The following is a 16,193-nucleotide window of genomic DNA, read 5'->3' on the forward strand; positions in this document are numbered from 1 at the left end:
CTGTGCGATTCATACGATTTCACAAAAGGAGGTTTTCAATATGCTTTTTCGTAGCTACACCCCTCAGTTCTATAATGAAAACAAACAACTCATTCCTAACAGTATCGCTACGATAGAAAGCGTTATGATTAATAATCGAAAACAAACTCTCCTTATGCGTGGACAAAACGTAGAGCAACCTATTTTATTATGCTGTCACGGCGGACCTGGGATGGCACAAATCGGATTTATTCGCCATTTTCAAAAAGAATTAGAGAAGCAATTTATTGTTATTAATTGGGATCAGCGCGGGGCTGGTAAATCCTTTTCAATGAAAGATTTCGGAGCAAATTTCACAATCGAACAATTCGTTTCCGATGCAAAAGAAGTGATTCAATATGTACTTAAAAGGTTCAACAAACAAAAACTATTTCTCGCTGGTCATTCTTGGGGAAGTATTATTGGGCTTAACATAGCACATCAATATCCAAAGTATATTGAGGCTTACATCGGTATTGGGCAAATTGTACATATGAAACAAAATGAAGAATTGCTATATCAACATTTAATTCGTTCTGCAAAAAAACATAATCATAAAAAAGCATTAGCTTCCCTTTTAAAATTAGGAAAGCCACCATTTTTAGATACGAGACGTCTCATTATTCAAAGAAAGTGGCTTGGCACATTCGGAGGCGCAATCCAAAATGGATCTTCCTTTTCTTTCATACGAAAAGGTTTCTTTTCTCCTGAGTACACGCTATTAGATTGGTTCAAGTTTCTCGCAGGAAATTTAAAATCTGGCGTTTTATGGGAAGAAATGCTGACAATCGATTTCTTTTCTTCTATCTCAAGTTTATCTATTCCAGTTTATTTTTGTTCTGGTCGCTATGATTATCAAACTCCTTATGCACTCGTTCAGGAATATTGCGATATTATTGAAGCGCCTATAAAAAAGATGATTTGGTTCCCAAACTCAGCACATTCTCCTGATCTAGAAGAACCAGAATTATTCGCCAATTCTTTGCAATCAATTAAACAAGAGCTAGCTTTTCAGCATTAGTAACAAAAGGCTCTTTTACATTTCATAGAAAACATTTTATAATAATATGTCGCAAGTATGTATAAACATAGCAAAATGTTTCATATGTACTTGTCTTAACAGAATAAAAATTTAGGGAGATTACATTTATTATGAACGCTGTACTCGTCGCAGTAGCAATTATGCTATTGCTTAGTTTGTTACGTGTCCAGGTCATTGTCGCCATCATTGTTGGAGCTTTAACAGGCGGACTTATCGGCGGACTCGGTATTTCAGAAACGATTAACACTTTTACAACTGGTCTTGGAAACAGTGCTCCAATCGCTTTAAGTTATGCAATGCTTGGTGGTTTCGCTATTTCCCTTTCCAAAACAGGACTTCCAGATGCTATGATTCAAACTGCATTAAAATGGATTGGCAATGAACAAGACACGAAAAAACAAGTTTATTCTAAGGTACTTATTTTATTCATTATTTTAATGATGGCTTGTTTCTCACAAAATGTGATTCCTGTTCACATTGCTTTCATCCCCATCTTAATTCCAGCACTTTTAAAAGTATTAACTGAGCTGAAAGTGGATCGCAGACTTGTCACATGTATTATTACATTTGGATTGATTACTCCTTATATGTGGATCCCTGCAGGATTCGGAAAAATTTATCATGACGTATTACAAACCAACGCTGCGCAAAGCGGCCTTACATTTGATGTCACACTTATTCCAAAAGCAATGACTATTCCAGCAATTGGTATGATTATTGGATTATGTGTAGCGGTATTCATTACGTACCGAAAACCTCGTACGTATGAAACAGAACAAATTCATACTACCGAAAATGAAATCGTTCCCTATACAAAACGTAGCATTACTTTCGGGTTATTATCTATTATTGCTACATTAACTGTTCAATTAACAACCGAATCAATGATTTTCGGTGCTTTAGCAGGTATTATCGTCTTATCAGTTAGTGGCAGTCTACCACTTAAAGAAGCAGATGCGATATTAACAAGCGGAATGCGTATGATGTCCTTCATTGGCTTTGTTATGATTGCTGCCGCTGGATTCGGCGCTGTTCTTCGAAAAACAGGACATGTTGAATCTCTAGTGCAAACGAGTGCACATCTAATCGGAAATAACAAACCACTCGCTGCATTTCTTATGCTCGTTATTGGACTTCTCGTTACGATGGGAATTGGTTCATCCTTTTCAACCATCCCTATCTTAACAACCATTTTTGTACCTCTTTGCATTCAGCTTGGATTTAGTCCAATGGCCACAATTGCAATTATCGGTACAGCCGGAGCGCTAGGTGACGCAGGATCTCCAGCATCGGATAGTACCCTTGGACCAACATCCGGTTTAAATGCTGATGGTCAGCACCATCATATATGGGATACATGTGTACCCACTTTTCTACATTACAATATACCGTTACTTATATTTGGCTTTATTGCCGCAATTACATTATAAAAAGGTGCGTATAAAACGCACCTTTTACTTTTTTATTTTTCCTTTTAATTGTTGAAAAGCTACTTTTCCATTATCTCTGACATAGTTTTCAATTGTCGGTAGTGATGAACCTATCCATTCACACTCTATACTCCCATTCGGTCCAACAATTTTTAATTTATCTGGTATATGTATATTTAGAAATCTCGCTGACCGAATTAACTCAATAGCAATCTGATCACTTGAGGCTACAATTCCATCTACATACGGATTGTTTTGCAATAATGTAATAAATTGTTTATTTGTATACTCTTGTACACATTCTTCTCGATAAGAGATTCCTTCATCCCAAACAGCGTCTAAAAACCCTGCTATATGATCTTCCATTTCTTCACTTTCTTCTCCCTCACCGAAATATGCAAGAAAGTGACACCCTTTCTCTTTTAATAAAGAAACAGCTCTCTGTCCACTTTCATAATAATTTCCATGTGATTGTTGCTCATCGATCACAACAAACGGAAATGGAATTTTTCCTACACTTTTAAAAACTGCTCTTGTCAAAATAACACCTGCAATGTTATTTTGCTTCAGCATATGTATGTATCTATCTTTATTCTCTATATTACAAATAATGATTTGATAACCTTCTTTATATGCTATTTCCTCAATACAATGTAGCAAAGTGATGTTTGATTGGTTACATAAATTATCTACAAGTAATGCAATTATCGTTGAATCCTCTTTAAATAGTGGCTTCGCTGCACTGTTTGGCCTATAACGTAATTCTTCAATTGCTTCCTTTACTTGTTTTACTGTGTCCTCATGAACGTATCCTTTTTCATTAATAACTCGTGAAACGGTTGCGACTGAAACACCTGCCAATTTTGCAACATCACGTATAGTTGCCACATCGTCACCCCTTAATATGGTAATAGATTACAATTTTACGGTAACCTAAATTAAACTATCCGTCAAGATTAATAACTCATATTTCTGAAAATTGTTACATCATTTCACTAAACGATACTCCAACTGAATTTCATGTAAAATTGGGATATTATCATATCCCATACGTGGAATTTCTTTCTTTATTTTTCGTGCCTCCTCTACCGCATTCACATATAAATTAGTCATTACAAAATTACGTTTTTGGTAAAATCGTAACGCATTCATATTATCATTAGTTGTAATAAGCCAAACCTGTCTGCACCGTTCTTCTTCTGCAACTTGTAATACACAATCCACAAGTTTCGTCCCTATTCCTTTTCTTTCTTCAAAGCTATCTAGCGATACAATTTCGCACATATTTCTGGTCACTTCATACGTTATAATTCCGATTATTCTGTCATCTGAGAGCGCAACAAATCCTGGCAACTCTTCTAACTGATGTCCCTTACCACGTGAAACCATCAATGAACTTCCCCAGTTCTCACACATGAACATTCGGATTGTTTCTTTCATCGCTGGCGTAATTTTTTGTATATGCAGCATTTCCTATTTCTCCCCTTTTATATCATTGTGATACAATATAAGTGTATCACATGTAACGGTATTTGGAGGATGAGGTAAAGTATGAAACGTTTTTTTGCAGCATTGTTTACTATACTAGGTGCAATAACTGCCCTTGGGATTTTCTTTACAAATAAAGTGATGTACTTAAAGAAAAAAACAGAGGAAGAAGTACTCGAAAGAGAAACGAAAAAACATTTTCGTATAGAGGATTTTGATGCTCTTCATAAAGAAGAAATTCATATCCCTTCACAATTTGGATACGACCTTCACGGATATTACATTCCTGCTGGTCATTCCACCAATAAGTTTATGGTTTTTTGCCACGGTGTAACTGTAAATAAAATAAACTCTGTAAAATATGCAAACTTATTCTTAAAAAGAGGATATAACGTCCTCATTTACGATCATCGTCGTCATGGTAAAACTGGCGGAAAAACAACAAGCTATGGATACTATGAAAAACATGATTTAAAATCCGTAGTTGACTGGCTAAAAAACCGTTTTGGCACCAATATTACACTTGGTATTCATGGTGAATCTATGGGAGCTGCAACACTTCTTCAATACGCAGGACTTGTAGAAGATGGTGCTGATTTCTATATTGCAGATTGTCCTTTCTCTGATTTTCACGGACAATTACAGCACCGTTTAAAGGTTGAATTCCATTTACCAAAATGGCCTTTATTACCTTTAGCAAACGCATTTTTGAAAGTTCGTGACGGTTATACAATTCGTGAAGTTTCACCAATCGACTGTATAAAAAACATTAACAATCCCGTTCTCTTTATTCATAGTAAAGATGACGACTATATTTTAGCTGATATGACAAAAGCGTTATATGAAGCGAAAGAAAATAATAAGCAGCTTTATATTGCAGAACACGGTGCACACGCTTGCTCTTATAACGAAAATAAAGAAGAGTACGAAGCAGCCGTCGATCAATTTTTAAACACATATGTGAAAGAAACAAAAAACAGGCTTGCATAAGCCTGTTTTTTATTGCGCTAAAACGTCTGTAACTTGTTCCATATTTTCAGAAATCCATTGCATTGCATCATCTAACGTTGGGAATTCTGTCGTTTGAAATGTTACTTCATCTTGCAGTAACCAAACATCCTTTGCCTCTTGCCCTACACCTGCAATGGACCAATGTAACAAACTATATGGATGATTATCATTCAAAAATGATGCCCACGTGCGCTCATTTGCAATGTTTCGTAATGTATGTAATTGTTTATCCATCTCTCGTCACCTTACTCTAGTCAGTTATGAAAACTATTATAACACTCTCTTCTTTCTCAAACAAAGTGCTCTTTTTTCTCCGCTATTTGCGGGCAGTAAAACTCCCACCTCAAAATTCGGCTGAAACAAAGAAGTTAGGTAGGAGATTAACTGCCCCTAAAAGCCCGATTGGTTCAACTAATAATTAGTGGGGGATGCCTCCCCCACTAATTAAAGTTTCACTTTATATTGCCAAGCACTTCCCTTGATTATATGATGAAATTAAGCGTTTGGGAAGGAGGGATAACGTTGGCAAAAGTACAAATTAAAGTAAATGATAATGGCTCTTTTCGCGTTACAGGGGACGTGGAATTAGTCGACTCACAAGGGAATGCATTCCCAGCAAAACCGGCATTTTCTTTATGCCGTTGTGGTTTATCAAAAAATATGCCTTATTGCGACGCTTCGCATAAAGGTAAATTCGAGTCTGTTGTTAGAGCACCAGAGGCAGAATAATTTTACATGTGACATGCACATTTTTTTGTGCATGTTTTTTCTTTTTAGCAACTCCGTTATATCCCTTCTCTTTACAACATTTCTAATACTTTTATTTCCATTCCAGCCTGCATATATTTTCACACAATTCTTCACATTCGAATATTTTTTACTAGCCTTTTATTTTTTTTGTGCTATAATTTGAGCAAACAGCATCCTTCGGGGTCGGGTGAAATTCCCAACCGGCGGTGATGAAGTGAAAACTTCTAAGTCCGTGACCCGTTTTCAACTCGAAAACGGTGGATCTAGTGAAACTCTAGGGCCGACAGTATAGTCTGGATGGGAGAAGGATATGTTTCTAGTTTTTTATATAGTGAATACACTTTTATTTCAGTATGCATATTTTTAAAGATTCATTTTGATTCTTTATATATGTTTAATTTTCTATACTTATTTTTTATACTGAAATAAAAAGAGACAACTAGCGTTTAAAAATTCGATATTTTGCTAGGTTTTTTCCTTATGCAGAAATATCAATTATCGTTAGGTTTCTTTCCTATGCTTTCGTATTCAAACTATATTTCTAGAAATCACGTCTCCCAAACCCCAAGGATATTAAATCCTTGGGGTTTTTTGATTTTTTTTGGAGAGGTGAAGAAAATGACAGATCAAGAATATATGAGGATTGCCCTGCAGTTAGCAGAAGGAACATCAGGACAAACAAGTCCAAATCCTATGGTTGGTGCTGTTGTTGTAAAAGATGGAAACATCGTTGGTATGGGCGCTCATTTACGAGCTGGTGAAGAACACGCAGAAGTTCATGCCCTTCAAATGGCTGGTCAGAACGCCAAAGACGCTACCGTTTATGTAACACTAGAACCGTGTAGCCACTTTGGAAAAACACCACCTTGCTGTGAATTGCTCATCGAAAAAGGAGTTAAGCGTGTTGTAATTGCTACTCTCGATTGTAATCCGCTCGTTTCTGGTAACGGAAAAAGAAGATTAGAGGAAGCTAGAATTGAAGTAACTACTGGTGTTCTTGAAGCAGAAGCAGTTTTATTAAATCGCTACTTTTTTCACTACATGAAAACGAAACGCCCTTTTGTAACAATCAAAACAGCGATGAGCTTAGATGGAAAAACAGCAACTGTAACTGGTGAAAGTAAGTGGATTACAGGTGAAGAAGCACGTGCTGATGTTCACCAATATCGCCATACACATGATGCAATTCTTGTTGGAGTGAATACAGTTATAGCTGATAATCCTCATTTAACAACAAGAATTCCAAATGGTGGGAAACATCCTATTCGCGTTATTTTAGATACCCATTTACGAACGCCACCATCTTCTCATGTTATAACAGATGGTTTAGCACCGACATGGATTATTGTCGGTAAGGATGTAAAGAAAGAGAAGATATCTTCTTATGAATCTAAAAATATAGCTATATTCCAAATGGAAACGAAGTATATAGAAATCGAGGACCTTCTTTCCTTTCTTGGAGAGAAACAAATTCTTTCTCTATTCGTTGAAGGTGGCCAATCGATTCATGCAAGTTTCTTAAAAACAAACAATTTTAATGAAATTGTAACCTATATAAGCCCGAAATTAATTGGTGGGAAAGATGCTCCTACTTTATTTGGAGGAAATGGTTTTTCAAAATTACAAGATGCGCTTTCCTTGAAAATTCAAGAGATGAAACAAATTGGTGATGATATAAAAATCGTTGCGAATGCCCGAAACGAGGTGACGAAATGTTTACAGGAATTGTAGAAGAATTAGGAACGATAGCAAACATGCAACAAAGTGGAGAAGCGATGAAATTAACGATTCATGCAAAGAAAATTTTATCAGATGTTCACTTAGGTGATAGTATCGCGGTTAACGGTATTTGCTTAACTGTAACAAACTTTACAACTACTTCATTTACAGTTGATGCAATGCCCGAAACGATGCAGTCGACATCACTTCGTATACTTAAACCACACTCTAAAGTAAATTTAGAACGAGCAATGGCTGCAAACGGACGATTCGGTGGACATTTCGTTTCAGGACATATTGATGGCATCGGAACGATTTTAAATAAAAAACAACATTACAATGCCGTCTATTACAAAATAGCAATTTCTGATGAACTGCTGCGCTATTGTTTGCAGAAAGGGTCCATTGCTGTTGATGGAACGAGTTTAACGATATTTGCTATAGACGAATCTTCCATAACGATTTCACTCATCCCGCACACAGTAAGCGAATCTGTCATTGGAGAAAAAAATGCCGGAGATATCGTAAACATTGAGTGTGACATGATTGGTAAATATATCGAACGCTTTATTACTAAACCTACAAAACGAGTAGGTTCAATGACTGAAAGCTTTTTACAAGAAAACGGATTTCTATAAGGGGGAAGCACAATGTTTCATCGTATTGAAGAAGCTCTAGAAGATTTAAAACAAGGTAAAGTCGTTATCGTATGTGATGATGAAAACCGAGAAAATGAAGGCGATTTTATTGCTTTAGCAGAGTACATTACACCAGAAACAATTAATTTTATGATTACACATGGCCGTGGTCTCGTTTGTGTACCGATTACAGCAGGGTACGCGGAACGTCTACAATTAGAACCAATGGTATCTCATAATACAGATTCACATCATACTGCGTTTACAGTGAGCATTGACCATGTTTCTACAACAACAGGGATTAGCGCTCACGAACGTGCAACTACGATACAAGAATTGTTAAACCCCGCATCAAAAGGCGCTGATTTCAATCGACCTGGACATATCTTTCCATTAATTGCGAAAGAAGGCGGTGTCCTGCGTCGTGCAGGTCATACAGAAGCTGCTGTTGATTTAGCAAAGCTATGCGGTGCCGAACCAGCTGGAGTTATTTGCGAAATTATAAATGAGGACGGCACGATGGCACGTGTACCTGATTTAATAGAATGTGCAAAACAATTTGATATAAAAATGATTACAATAGAAGATTTAATTGCTTATCGCCGCCATCATGAAACACTTGTGACGAGAGAAGTGGAAATTACATTACCTACAGATTTCGGTACTTTCCACGCAATTGGCTATTCTAACTCATTAGATACGAAAGAACATATCGCACTTGTAAAAGGTGATATTTCAACAGGTCAACCGGTACTTGTACGTGTTCATTCTGAATGCTTAACAGGAGATGTATTCGGTTCATATCGCTGCGATTGCGGACCACAACTCCATGCAGCACTTGCTCAAATTGAGCGTGAAGGAAAAGGTGTTCTTCTTTATATGAGACAAGAAGGAAGAGGCATTGGGCTTCTTAATAAGCTTCGCGCTTATAAATTACAAGAAGAAGGATTCGATACTGTAGAAGCAAATGAAAAACTCGGCTTCCCTGCTGATCTTCGTGATTACGGTATCGGTGCTCAAATATTAAAAGATTTAGGTTTACAAAGCTTACGATTATTAACGAATAACCCAAGAAAAATTGCTGGCTTACAAGGTTACGATTTAGAAGTAGTCGAGCGTGTACCGTTGCAAATGCCGGCAAAAGAAGAGAATAAATCGTATTTACAAACGAAAGTAAATAAATTAGGACACTTACTAAACTTATAATTAAAGGAGAGATTTATTATGGTATTCGAAGGTCATTTAGTTGGTACAGGATTAAAAGTTGGAGTTGTTGTTGGACGTTTTAACGAATTTATTACAAGTAAGTTACTTGGCGGAGCTTTAGACGGATTAAAGCGTCACGGTGTAGAAGAAAGTGATATTGATGTTGCTTGGGTTCCTGGTGCATTTGAAATTCCTTTAATCGCTAAAAAGATGGCTAGTAGCGGAAAGTATGATGCTGTTATTACATTAGGTACTGTAATCCGAGGTGCTACAACTCACTACGATTACGTTTGTAATGAGGTAGCAAAAGGTGTTGCGTCTTTATCACTACAAATGGACATCCCAGTTATTTTCGGCGTATTAACGACAGAAACAATTGAACAAGCGATTGAACGCGCAGGTACGAAAGCTGGTAATAAAGGATATGAATCAGCTGTTGCTGCAATTGAAATGGCTCACTTATCAAAACAATGGGCATAAAAAAAGAGGCTGCGGCCTCTTTTTATTTTTTCACCTTTTTTTGTACATCTTTTATTAATTCATTCATCGTTTTTCCTTCTGTTTTTATATGAAGAGCTTGTGCTGTTCTCCATACATTCTCTCTTTTTTTCGCTTCTTCTATAATAGTAATTTCTTTTCTAACTTCCTTTAAATCTTTTCCTTCCGTTTTCAATCCAAAATGTTCAGCTTTCGTTCGAAAGTGTTGTTCGATTCTTTGTTGCATCTCTTTTTGTTCAGGATTTTCGGTAGCCTTAACTGGATCAGAACTTATTGCTTTTATTAAAATTAAACAAGTCATAATCGCTAATATGTATTTGTACATGTAAAATCCTCCAACCCAATATAAATTACATATTTACTATGTACAACTAGGGCTTGGAAAATTCGTCCACAAAAATTCTTTTTTTCGTTCAAAAACCAATAGTATCAAGCGTTCACAACTATTTATTACATTTTATTTACAAAAAAGCAAACTCTTTTACAAGTTTGCTTTTTCATCTATCTTATAATGCACATTCTTCAATCTCAAATCCTAAATCTGCAATCATACCCCAGTCCGCAGTCGGCTCTTGTCCAGCTGTCGTTAAGTAGTCCCCGACAAAAATAGAATTTGCTGCAAATAAACCGATTGGCTGTACAGAACGTAAATTGATTTCACGTCCTCCTGAAATACGAATTTCTTTTGTTGGGTTTACAAAACGCATCATTGCAAGTACTTTTAAACATTCTACTGGCGTTAACTCTTTTTGCCCTTCAAGAGGTGTCCCCTTTACAGCAACAAGGAAATTACAAGGGATAGAATCTGCATCTATACGTTGTAATTCAAATGCAATTTCAGCACGCTCTTCAATTGTTTCTCCCATGCCAAAAATCGCTCCAGAGCATGGTGAAATACCAGCTTGTTTTGCTTTTTGAACTGTATCAACACGATCATCATACGTATGAGTTGAACAAATGCTATCGTAATTATTTGCATGTGTATTTAAGTTGTGGTTATAACGGTGCACGCCTGCTTCCGCTAAACGTCCTGCTTGATCTTCATTTAAGAAACCTAAACAACAACAAATCTTCAAGTCTGTCGTTTCACGAATTTCCTTAACTGCTCCAATTACGTGATTTACCTCTTTATCCGTCGGACGACGACCAGACGCTACAATACAATATGTACCTGCTTTACGGCGTATTGCTTCATGTGCCCCTTCTACAATCTTCTCCTGCGTTAACCATGCATATTTATCAATCGGTGCTTCTGAAATAATAGACTGTGAGCAATATCCACAATCTTCAGGACATAATCCAGATTTCGTATTAATAATCATATTCAATTTTACTTTCTTACCAAAGTGATGATGGCGAATAATGTAAGCTGCATTCATAATTTCTAAAACTTCTGTATCATCAGCTTCTAATATCGCTATTGCATCTTCTTTCGTAATCATTTTCTCTTCCACTACGTCGTATGCAAGTTTTTTCCAATCCCTTTTTGTTTGTACTTGTTTCATTTCATCTCTTCCCCTTTTTTGTTATATGTATAAATAAAGCATGATACGTTGCCATTATCCCTTCATTTCCCGTGAAGTCTCTTTCGTATATGCGTAGCATCGCACGAAAGAGTGAGGGACTTTGACAATATGATCCTTCATTGCTATTAGTTGCTCCTACTTTTCGAATAGAATGCAGAAACTCCTTAACTTCTGTAAAACTCTCTATGTAACATGTTTCAGAAACATGCACATCCCCTGTTTCTATCTTACATATATGAAGCAACTGATCTTTTGAATAAAAACGTTGACCAATCGATATTTCATTTTTTATATTTCTTTCTTCTTTCGCACGTTGGAACGAAGCATGCAATTCTTGAAATGTTTCATGTCCAAACGTTGAAAAGAGTAATATCCCATCTATAGACAAATGTTGAAATAAATTTCTTAACACTTGTTGTAAATTATTTAACCATTGAAATGTAGCATTTGAAATAATGACATCATATGATTCTTCTAATCGTAATTGCTCAATATCTTCACAGTGAAACGTTACATTTTTTACATTTTGTCTAGTTTGCGCAATCGCAATCATACTTTCAGCAAAATCAACTGCTGTAATATGTGCTTTCGGAAATAACTTTGATAATTGTTCTGTTACATACCCCGTCCCGCATCCCAGTTCTAAAATACGTATTGATGCCGTTTCACTATATCGTTCCTTTAAGATTGAAAGTAATGAATGTGCCATCTTTTTTTGTACATTTGCATATCGATCGTAAGATACGGCTGCCCCATTAAACCGTTTTTGTAGTAACGTTTTGTTGATCATGTCGTATCCCCTCTACAAATTGAATTATCTCATTTGCACAATATTCAAAATCCGTTACACATAATGCATGCCCTGCTTCACTTACTACTTTCAGCTCGCTGCTGCTATTCTCCGTCATACTACGTGCCGCAGACAATGGGCATATTACATCCTGTTCTCCGTGAATAAGTAGTATAGGTACTTTAATTTCTTTTAGTTCTTCTCTCATATCTGTTTCTATTAAATAATCCAAACCTAGTTGTAAAGACTGAATAGAATCACCTTTAAAACGGTCTACAATGTCTTCAAAGTTTTTATTCCCTTTTAGCTCATCTTTCGTAAACATATTTTCATAAAACCGCTTGAGCGTATCTTCTTTCCTTCTCGCCAAATTCCTTTTCAGCCGTTCTACATGCAAAGCATTCCATCCATTACTATAGTCGCTCGTATTTGTAAATTTAGCAGTCCCACCAATTAATACGATGCCTTTTGCCTGAATCTTTTTATAAGCTTCAACTGCTGCTAACGCTCCTAGTGACCATCCAACTAAAATTACGTTGTCGTTATGCGCTACATCTATAATTCGTTCCGCAAATTCACTTCGTTCTTTCACATTACGCCAATCTACGCATTGAACAGGATATCCTTTAAAATACGGAAGTACTAAATCCCAAATATTCTCTTCCATTCCCCATCCGGGGATAAAAATAATCTTTAGCTCGTTCATACGAAAATCTCCTCTTCTTTCGCAATGTGAATAATTCGGTCAATAGCCCATTTTAAATCAGCTATTGTATGTTGCGATGTAACTGCAAAGCGAATTCGAGAACTATGAACCGGCACAGTTGGCGGACGAATTGCAATGGCCGCAATCCCTGCCTCTTGCAACCTTTTACTAAATCGTAAAGCATGTTCATTTGAACCGACTACAATCGGTACAATATGAGTTGAACTATTCCCAATATCAAAACCAGCATCCCTTAATTTAGTTCTGAAGTATTCTCCGTTTGCTATAAGGTTCTCTCTTCTTTCGTTATCTTCTTTTACAATTTCAATTGCTTTTTGCACTGCTCCTAACGTACTTGGTGGTAAAGCTGTAGTAAAAATAAAGCTTCTCATCATATTTTGTAAATACTCTATATAAATTTCATCACCTGTCAAATACGCACCATAACACCCTAAAGCCTTGCTAAACGTCCCCATATGTATATCAATTTTTTGAGCAAGATTTTTTTCTATATGAGATAACCCAGCTCCGCCGATTCCATATATTCCACTCGCATGTGCTTCATCGACTATAATGATTGCCCCGTACTTCTCTTTCAGCTGTACTAAATCTCTCAAATACGCAGTATCACCATCCATACTAAAAACGGTATCTGTTACGATTAATTTTCTGTTTTCAGGCGAAGCCATTTTCAACAGCTTCTCTAAATGATCCAAATCATTATGACGATACCTTTTATGCTCTGCCCCGCTTAATATGATTCCATCAACAATACTTGCGTGATTTAACTTATCACTAAAAACAATATCGTGCCGAGAGGCCAAAGAAGATATGGCACCTATATTTGCCGTATACCCACTATTTACAATTAAAGCTCTTTCAGTACCTTTCCAGTCACATATGCTTCTCTCAACCTCTTCATATAATGGATGATTTCCTACAACGAGACGAGAGGCAGTCGCTCCAGTTCCATATCTTTTTGTACAGGCAATAGCAGCTTCTTTTAACCTTTCATCTCCAGCTAACCCTAAATAATTATTTGACGCTAAATTTAACATCCTTTTTTTATCTCGAATAAGCCAGGTCTCTTCTGCCTTCTCTGTTACATGCAAATCACGATACTGCCCTTGCTCATGTAATTGTTGTAATTTACATTGAAGGTGCGCCCGCCACGTTTGATTCATTTTGGATAAACTCCTCTAATTTTGAAATCATAATATGTTCTTTTGCAGATTCTAAGACTTCTTCTTTCGTAAACTCACCTTCAAAGAATGGTAATAATCCTAAAACTGGTACCCCGCTCAGCTCTTCAATCATCTCTTTATTTTCTTGCACTCTTTCCATTTCACATTCTTTGCAACCTGATAAAATGACACCCGCTACGGTTAAGCCATGCGCCTTTGCGTAAGCAATCGTTAACACTGTATGATTTACTGTTCCTAATATAGGACGAGCTACTACAATAAGAGGCAACTGTAATTCTTTTGCAAAATCAATTACTAAAGCATCTTCTGTATATGGGACAGCAAGCCCACCTGCTCCTTCTACAAATAAGCTATTAAACTCTTTTAATAGTTCATTATAGTAATCAGTAATTTCTTTTAACTTTACTACTCTTCCAGCTCTTTTCATGGCAAGTCTCGGAGCAAGTGGTTCTTCAATAGAATAAGGGCAAATTTCATTTTCTTGTGTCGGTACACCTGATAATGCTTTTAACCTTGCCGCATCTCCCTCAGGGTTTGATGCAACATGCCCACTTTGCAACGGTTTATATACCCCTACGTTATACCCAAGTTCTCTAAATACACCTGCTAATGCACCTGTAACTACAGTTTTTCCAACTTCAGTATCTGTTGCTGTTATAAAAAAACCGCTCATTATTCTCCCTCCGTAACATCCGAGATTGCTTTATATAAAATACGTAACATATCGTCAATCTCATCAATTGTAGAAGCAAGAGGAGGCATAAATACAATCGTGTTGCCGAGCGGGCGCAAAATCATACCCAGCTCTCTTGAGCGTTTACATACTTGAACACCGACTCTTTCTGTCCAGTCGAACGCTTCTTTCGTTTCCTTATTCTTCACAAGCTCAATACCAACCATTAATCCGCACTGACGAATATCACCTACATGTTTATACGCAAAGAGCTTTTCTAATTGCACTGCCACATAATCCGTTTTACGTGCCACTTCTTCTATTAAATTTGTTTTTTCATATAGTTCTAGATTCGCGATTGCTACGGCACACCCTAACGGATTGCCTGTGTAGCTATGTCCATGGAAAAATGTTTTTTGTTCTTCATATTCTCCTAAGAAGGCATTATATATTTCATCTGTCGTTACCGTAACTGCAATTGGTAAATATCCACCTGTTAAACCTTTCCCAGCAGTTAAAATGTCTGGCGTCACATTTTCATGTTCACACGCAAACATTTTCCCTGTACGCCCAAATCCAGTCGCTACCTCATCTGTAATAAATAATACATTGTACTTAGTACATAAATCGCGCAGTCCTTTTAAATATCCTTTTGGCATTGTAATCATCCCGCCAGCACCTTGCATTAATGGCTCTACAATGATGGCAGCTACTTCTTCATGCTTTTCTTTCAACAATTCTTCCATTTCTTCTAAATGGCTTTTTACAATTTCCTCCTTATTATTTCCGTAAGGAGAACGATATGTATATGGATACGGCATTTTAATCGCATCAAATAAGAGCGAACTATACACTTGGTGAAACAAGTCTATTGCTCCTACTGAAACAGCTCCAATTGTATCACCGTGATATGCTTCTTTTAATGTAACGAATCTTTGTTTCTTTGGTTTCCCTTTATGCTGCCAATATTGGAAAGCCATCTTAATTGCAATTTCAACAGCGGTAGAACCTGAATCAGAATAGAATACCTTCTTCAATCCATCTGGTACAACCTCAATAATTTTTTCTGCTAATAAAATAGATGGAACGTTAGCAAGTCCTAACATAGTAGAATGAGCAATTTTATTTAATTGCTCACGAATTGCTTCATCTAATTCCGGTACTTGATGTCCGTGAACATTTAACCATATAGATGAAACACCATCCCAATATTCATTACCATTTACATCGTAAAGCTTTCTTCCCTCTCCACGTTCAATAATGACAGGATCTTCTTCTAAATAATCTTTCATTTGTGTAAATGGGTGCCATACGTAAGCTTTATTTTTCTCTGCTAATTCTTCATATGTATAAGATGATTTTTCAATCGTTTTACTATTTATTGTCACAATTGTCACCCCTAATGTTAACCCGTTTATAAATATAGTTAACATTAAATCTGAATGACTGTCAATTATTTTAAAATCAAATAGTTCTTAAAAAAGAACAACTTA

18 protein-coding genes and 1 riboswitch are annotated in these 16,193 nt (G+C 36.5%); of the genes, 8 read left to right on the forward strand and 10 right to left on the reverse strand.

Annotated elements, in window-relative coordinates:
* The first annotated feature begins 40 nt into the window (after window positions 1-40).
* A complete protein-coding gene (locus tag ACQGSG_RS02085) occupies window positions 41-1,039 on the forward strand; it encodes an alpha/beta fold hydrolase (RefSeq protein ID WP_000898975.1) in 999 nt (332 codons plus the stop codon).
* A 131-nt stretch (window positions 1,040-1,170) separates the two neighbouring features.
* On the forward strand, window positions 1,171-2,490 hold the full coding sequence (locus tag ACQGSG_RS02090; RefSeq protein ID WP_087948572.1) for a Na+/H+ antiporter family protein: 1,320 nt from the start codon (window positions 1,171-1,173) through the stop codon (window positions 2,488-2,490).
* Window positions 2,491-2,514: 24 nt separating this feature from the next.
* Here ACQGSG_RS02090 and ACQGSG_RS02095 read toward each other — a convergent pair whose 3' ends face one another.
* Window positions 2,515-3,378, reverse strand: a complete 864-nt coding sequence (locus ACQGSG_RS02095; protein ID WP_325842498.1) for a LacI family DNA-binding transcriptional regulator — start codon at window positions 3,376-3,378, stop codon at window positions 2,515-2,517.
* Window positions 3,379-3,477: 99 nt separating this feature from the next.
* Window positions 3,478-3,960 (reverse strand): GNAT family N-acetyltransferase, encoded by a 483-nt coding sequence (locus ACQGSG_RS02100; RefSeq protein WP_098395696.1) that lies wholly within the window; start codon window positions 3,958-3,960, stop codon window positions 3,478-3,480.
* 81 nt (window positions 3,961-4,041) lie between these two features.
* Between ACQGSG_RS02100 and ACQGSG_RS02105 the strand changes: the two genes are divergently transcribed.
* Complete coding sequence (locus ACQGSG_RS02105; protein ID WP_000819234.1) at window positions 4,042-4,968, forward strand: alpha/beta hydrolase; 927 nt, start codon at window positions 4,042-4,044, stop codon at window positions 4,966-4,968.
* A gap of 9 nt (window positions 4,969-4,977) precedes the next feature.
* Here ACQGSG_RS02105 and ACQGSG_RS02110 read toward each other — a convergent pair whose 3' ends face one another.
* Window positions 4,978-5,223, reverse strand: coding sequence for a DUF2552 family protein (locus ACQGSG_RS02110; protein ID WP_000360793.1), 246 nt, complete (start codon window positions 5,221-5,223; stop codon window positions 4,978-4,980).
* Between the two features lie 288 nt (window positions 5,224-5,511).
* Here ACQGSG_RS02110 and ACQGSG_RS02115 point away from each other — a divergent pair, with 288 nt between their 5' ends.
* The 5 genes from ACQGSG_RS02115 (at window position 5,512) to ribH (ending at window position 9,782) form a co-directional block, all read left to right on the forward strand.
* Window positions 5,512-5,718, forward strand: a complete 207-nt coding sequence (locus ACQGSG_RS02115) for a CDGSH iron-sulfur domain-containing protein (RefSeq protein ID WP_001151579.1) — start codon at window positions 5,512-5,514, stop codon at window positions 5,716-5,718.
* Window positions 5,719-5,908: 190 nt separating this feature from the next.
* A riboswitch (FMN riboswitch) is annotated at window positions 5,909-6,052 on the forward strand.
* 305 nt (window positions 6,053-6,357) lie between these two features.
* On the forward strand, window positions 6,358-7,470 hold the full coding sequence (gene ribD / locus ACQGSG_RS02120; RefSeq protein WP_098022468.1) for a bifunctional diaminohydroxyphosphoribosylaminopyrimidine deaminase/5-amino-6-(5-phosphoribosylamino)uracil reductase RibD: 1,113 nt from the start codon (window positions 6,358-6,360) through the stop codon (window positions 7,468-7,470).
* The gene (gene ribE, locus ACQGSG_RS02125) at window positions 7,452-8,096 is read left to right on the forward strand and encodes a riboflavin synthase subunit alpha (protein ID WP_000493898.1); all 645 of its coding nucleotides are present in this window, start codon (window positions 7,452-7,454) and stop codon (window positions 8,094-8,096) included. The genes ribD and ribE overlap by 19 nt, the downstream gene beginning before the upstream one ends.
* Before the next feature lie 12 nt (window positions 8,097-8,108).
* Window positions 8,109-9,302 (forward strand): bifunctional 3,4-dihydroxy-2-butanone 4-phosphate synthase/GTP cyclohydrolase II, encoded by a 1,194-nt coding sequence (gene ribBA / locus ACQGSG_RS02130; protein WP_325842499.1) that lies wholly within the window; start codon window positions 8,109-8,111, stop codon window positions 9,300-9,302.
* A gap of 18 nt (window positions 9,303-9,320) precedes the next feature.
* Window positions 9,321-9,782: a 6,7-dimethyl-8-ribityllumazine synthase gene (gene ribH / locus ACQGSG_RS02135; RefSeq protein ID WP_000230899.1), complete on the forward strand. Its 462-nt coding sequence runs from the start codon at window positions 9,321-9,323 to the stop codon at window positions 9,780-9,782.
* Window positions 9,783-9,804: 22 nt separating this feature from the next.
* Here ribH and ACQGSG_RS02140 read toward each other — a convergent pair whose 3' ends face one another.
* From ACQGSG_RS02140 to bioA, 7 genes are all read right to left on the reverse strand, one after another.
* A complete protein-coding gene (locus ACQGSG_RS02140) occupies window positions 9,805-10,125 on the reverse strand; it encodes a hypothetical protein (RefSeq protein WP_000280033.1) in 321 nt (106 codons plus the stop codon).
* Between the two features lie 181 nt (window positions 10,126-10,306).
* Window positions 10,307-11,305, reverse strand: coding sequence for a biotin synthase (gene bioB / locus ACQGSG_RS02145; protein ID WP_000815856.1), 999 nt, complete (start codon window positions 11,303-11,305; stop codon window positions 10,307-10,309).
* A gap of 1 nt (window position 11,306) precedes the next feature.
* Window positions 11,307-12,116 (reverse strand): malonyl-ACP O-methyltransferase BioC, encoded by an 810-nt coding sequence (gene bioC / locus ACQGSG_RS02150; protein ID WP_000608907.1) that lies wholly within the window; start codon window positions 12,114-12,116, stop codon window positions 11,307-11,309.
* Complete coding sequence (locus ACQGSG_RS02155; protein ID WP_087948568.1) at window positions 12,082-12,822, reverse strand: alpha/beta fold hydrolase; 741 nt, start codon at window positions 12,820-12,822, stop codon at window positions 12,082-12,084. The genes bioC and ACQGSG_RS02155 overlap by 35 nt, the downstream gene beginning before the upstream one ends.
* Window positions 12,819-14,006: an 8-amino-7-oxononanoate synthase gene (gene bioF, locus ACQGSG_RS02160; protein WP_001077287.1), complete on the reverse strand. Its 1,188-nt coding sequence runs from the start codon at window positions 14,004-14,006 to the stop codon at window positions 12,819-12,821. The genes ACQGSG_RS02155 and bioF overlap by 4 nt, the downstream gene beginning before the upstream one ends.
* Window positions 13,972-14,700 (reverse strand): dethiobiotin synthase, encoded by a 729-nt coding sequence (gene bioD, locus ACQGSG_RS02165; RefSeq protein WP_098567234.1) that lies wholly within the window; start codon window positions 14,698-14,700, stop codon window positions 13,972-13,974. The genes bioF and bioD overlap by 35 nt, the downstream gene beginning before the upstream one ends.
* Window positions 14,700-16,133, reverse strand: a complete 1,434-nt coding sequence (bioA, locus tag ACQGSG_RS02170; protein WP_142329644.1) for an adenosylmethionine--8-amino-7-oxononanoate transaminase — start codon at window positions 16,131-16,133, stop codon at window positions 14,700-14,702. The genes bioD and bioA overlap by 1 nt, the downstream gene beginning before the upstream one ends.
* Window positions 16,134-16,193 lie beyond the last annotated feature (60 nt).

It is taken from the genome of Bacillus sp. GMa5/1 (assembly GCF_050172015.1).
GTDB lineage: Bacteria > Bacillota > Bacilli > Bacillales > Bacillaceae_G > Bacillus_A > Bacillus_A cereus.

What these genes read in the sequence shown, in the direction of transcription:
- ACQGSG_RS02085 (WP_000898975.1), top strand. Translation starts at nt 41, where the DNA reads ATGCTTTTTCGTAGCTACACCCCTCAGTTCTATAATGAAAACAAACAA.
- ACQGSG_RS02090 (WP_087948572.1), top strand. Translation starts at nt 1,171, where the DNA reads ATGAACGCTGTACTCGTCGCAGTAGCAATTATGCTATTGCTTAGTTTG.
- ACQGSG_RS02100 (WP_098395696.1), bottom strand. Translation starts at nt 3,960, where the DNA reads ATGCTGCATATACAAAAAATTACGCCAGCGATGAAAGAAACAATCCGA.
- ACQGSG_RS02105 (WP_000819234.1), top strand. Translation starts at nt 4,042, where the DNA reads ATGAAACGTTTTTTTGCAGCATTGTTTACTATACTAGGTGCAATAACT.
- ACQGSG_RS02110 (WP_000360793.1), bottom strand. Translation starts at nt 5,223, where the DNA reads ATGGATAAACAATTACATACATTACGAAACATTGCAAATGAGCGCACG.
- ribD (WP_098022468.1), top strand. Translation starts at nt 6,358, where the DNA reads ATGACAGATCAAGAATATATGAGGATTGCCCTGCAGTTAGCAGAAGGA.
- ribE (WP_000493898.1), top strand. Translation starts at nt 7,452, where the DNA reads ATGTTTACAGGAATTGTAGAAGAATTAGGAACGATAGCAAACATGCAA.
- ribBA (WP_325842499.1), top strand. Translation starts at nt 8,109, where the DNA reads ATGTTTCATCGTATTGAAGAAGCTCTAGAAGATTTAAAACAAGGTAAA.
- ribH (WP_000230899.1), top strand. Translation starts at nt 9,321, where the DNA reads ATGGTATTCGAAGGTCATTTAGTTGGTACAGGATTAAAAGTTGGAGTT.
- ACQGSG_RS02140 (WP_000280033.1), bottom strand. Translation starts at nt 10,125, where the DNA reads ATGTACAAATACATATTAGCGATTATGACTTGTTTAATTTTAATAAAA.
- bioB (WP_000815856.1), bottom strand. Translation starts at nt 11,305, where the DNA reads ATGAAACAAGTACAAACAAAAAGGGATTGGAAAAAACTTGCATACGAC.
- bioC (WP_000608907.1), bottom strand. Translation starts at nt 12,116, where the DNA reads ATGATCAACAAAACGTTACTACAAAAACGGTTTAATGGGGCAGCCGTA.
- ACQGSG_RS02155 (WP_087948568.1), bottom strand. Translation starts at nt 12,822, where the DNA reads ATGAACGAGCTAAAGATTATTTTTATCCCCGGATGGGGAATGGAAGAG.
- bioF (WP_001077287.1), bottom strand. Translation starts at nt 14,006, where the DNA reads ATGAATCAAACGTGGCGGGCGCACCTTCAATGTAAATTACAACAATTA.
- bioD (WP_098567234.1), bottom strand. Translation starts at nt 14,700, where the DNA reads ATGAGCGGTTTTTTTATAACAGCAACAGATACTGAAGTTGGAAAAACT.
- bioA (WP_142329644.1), bottom strand. Translation starts at nt 16,133, where the DNA reads ATGTTAACTATATTTATAAACGGGTTAACATTAGGGGTGACAATTGTG.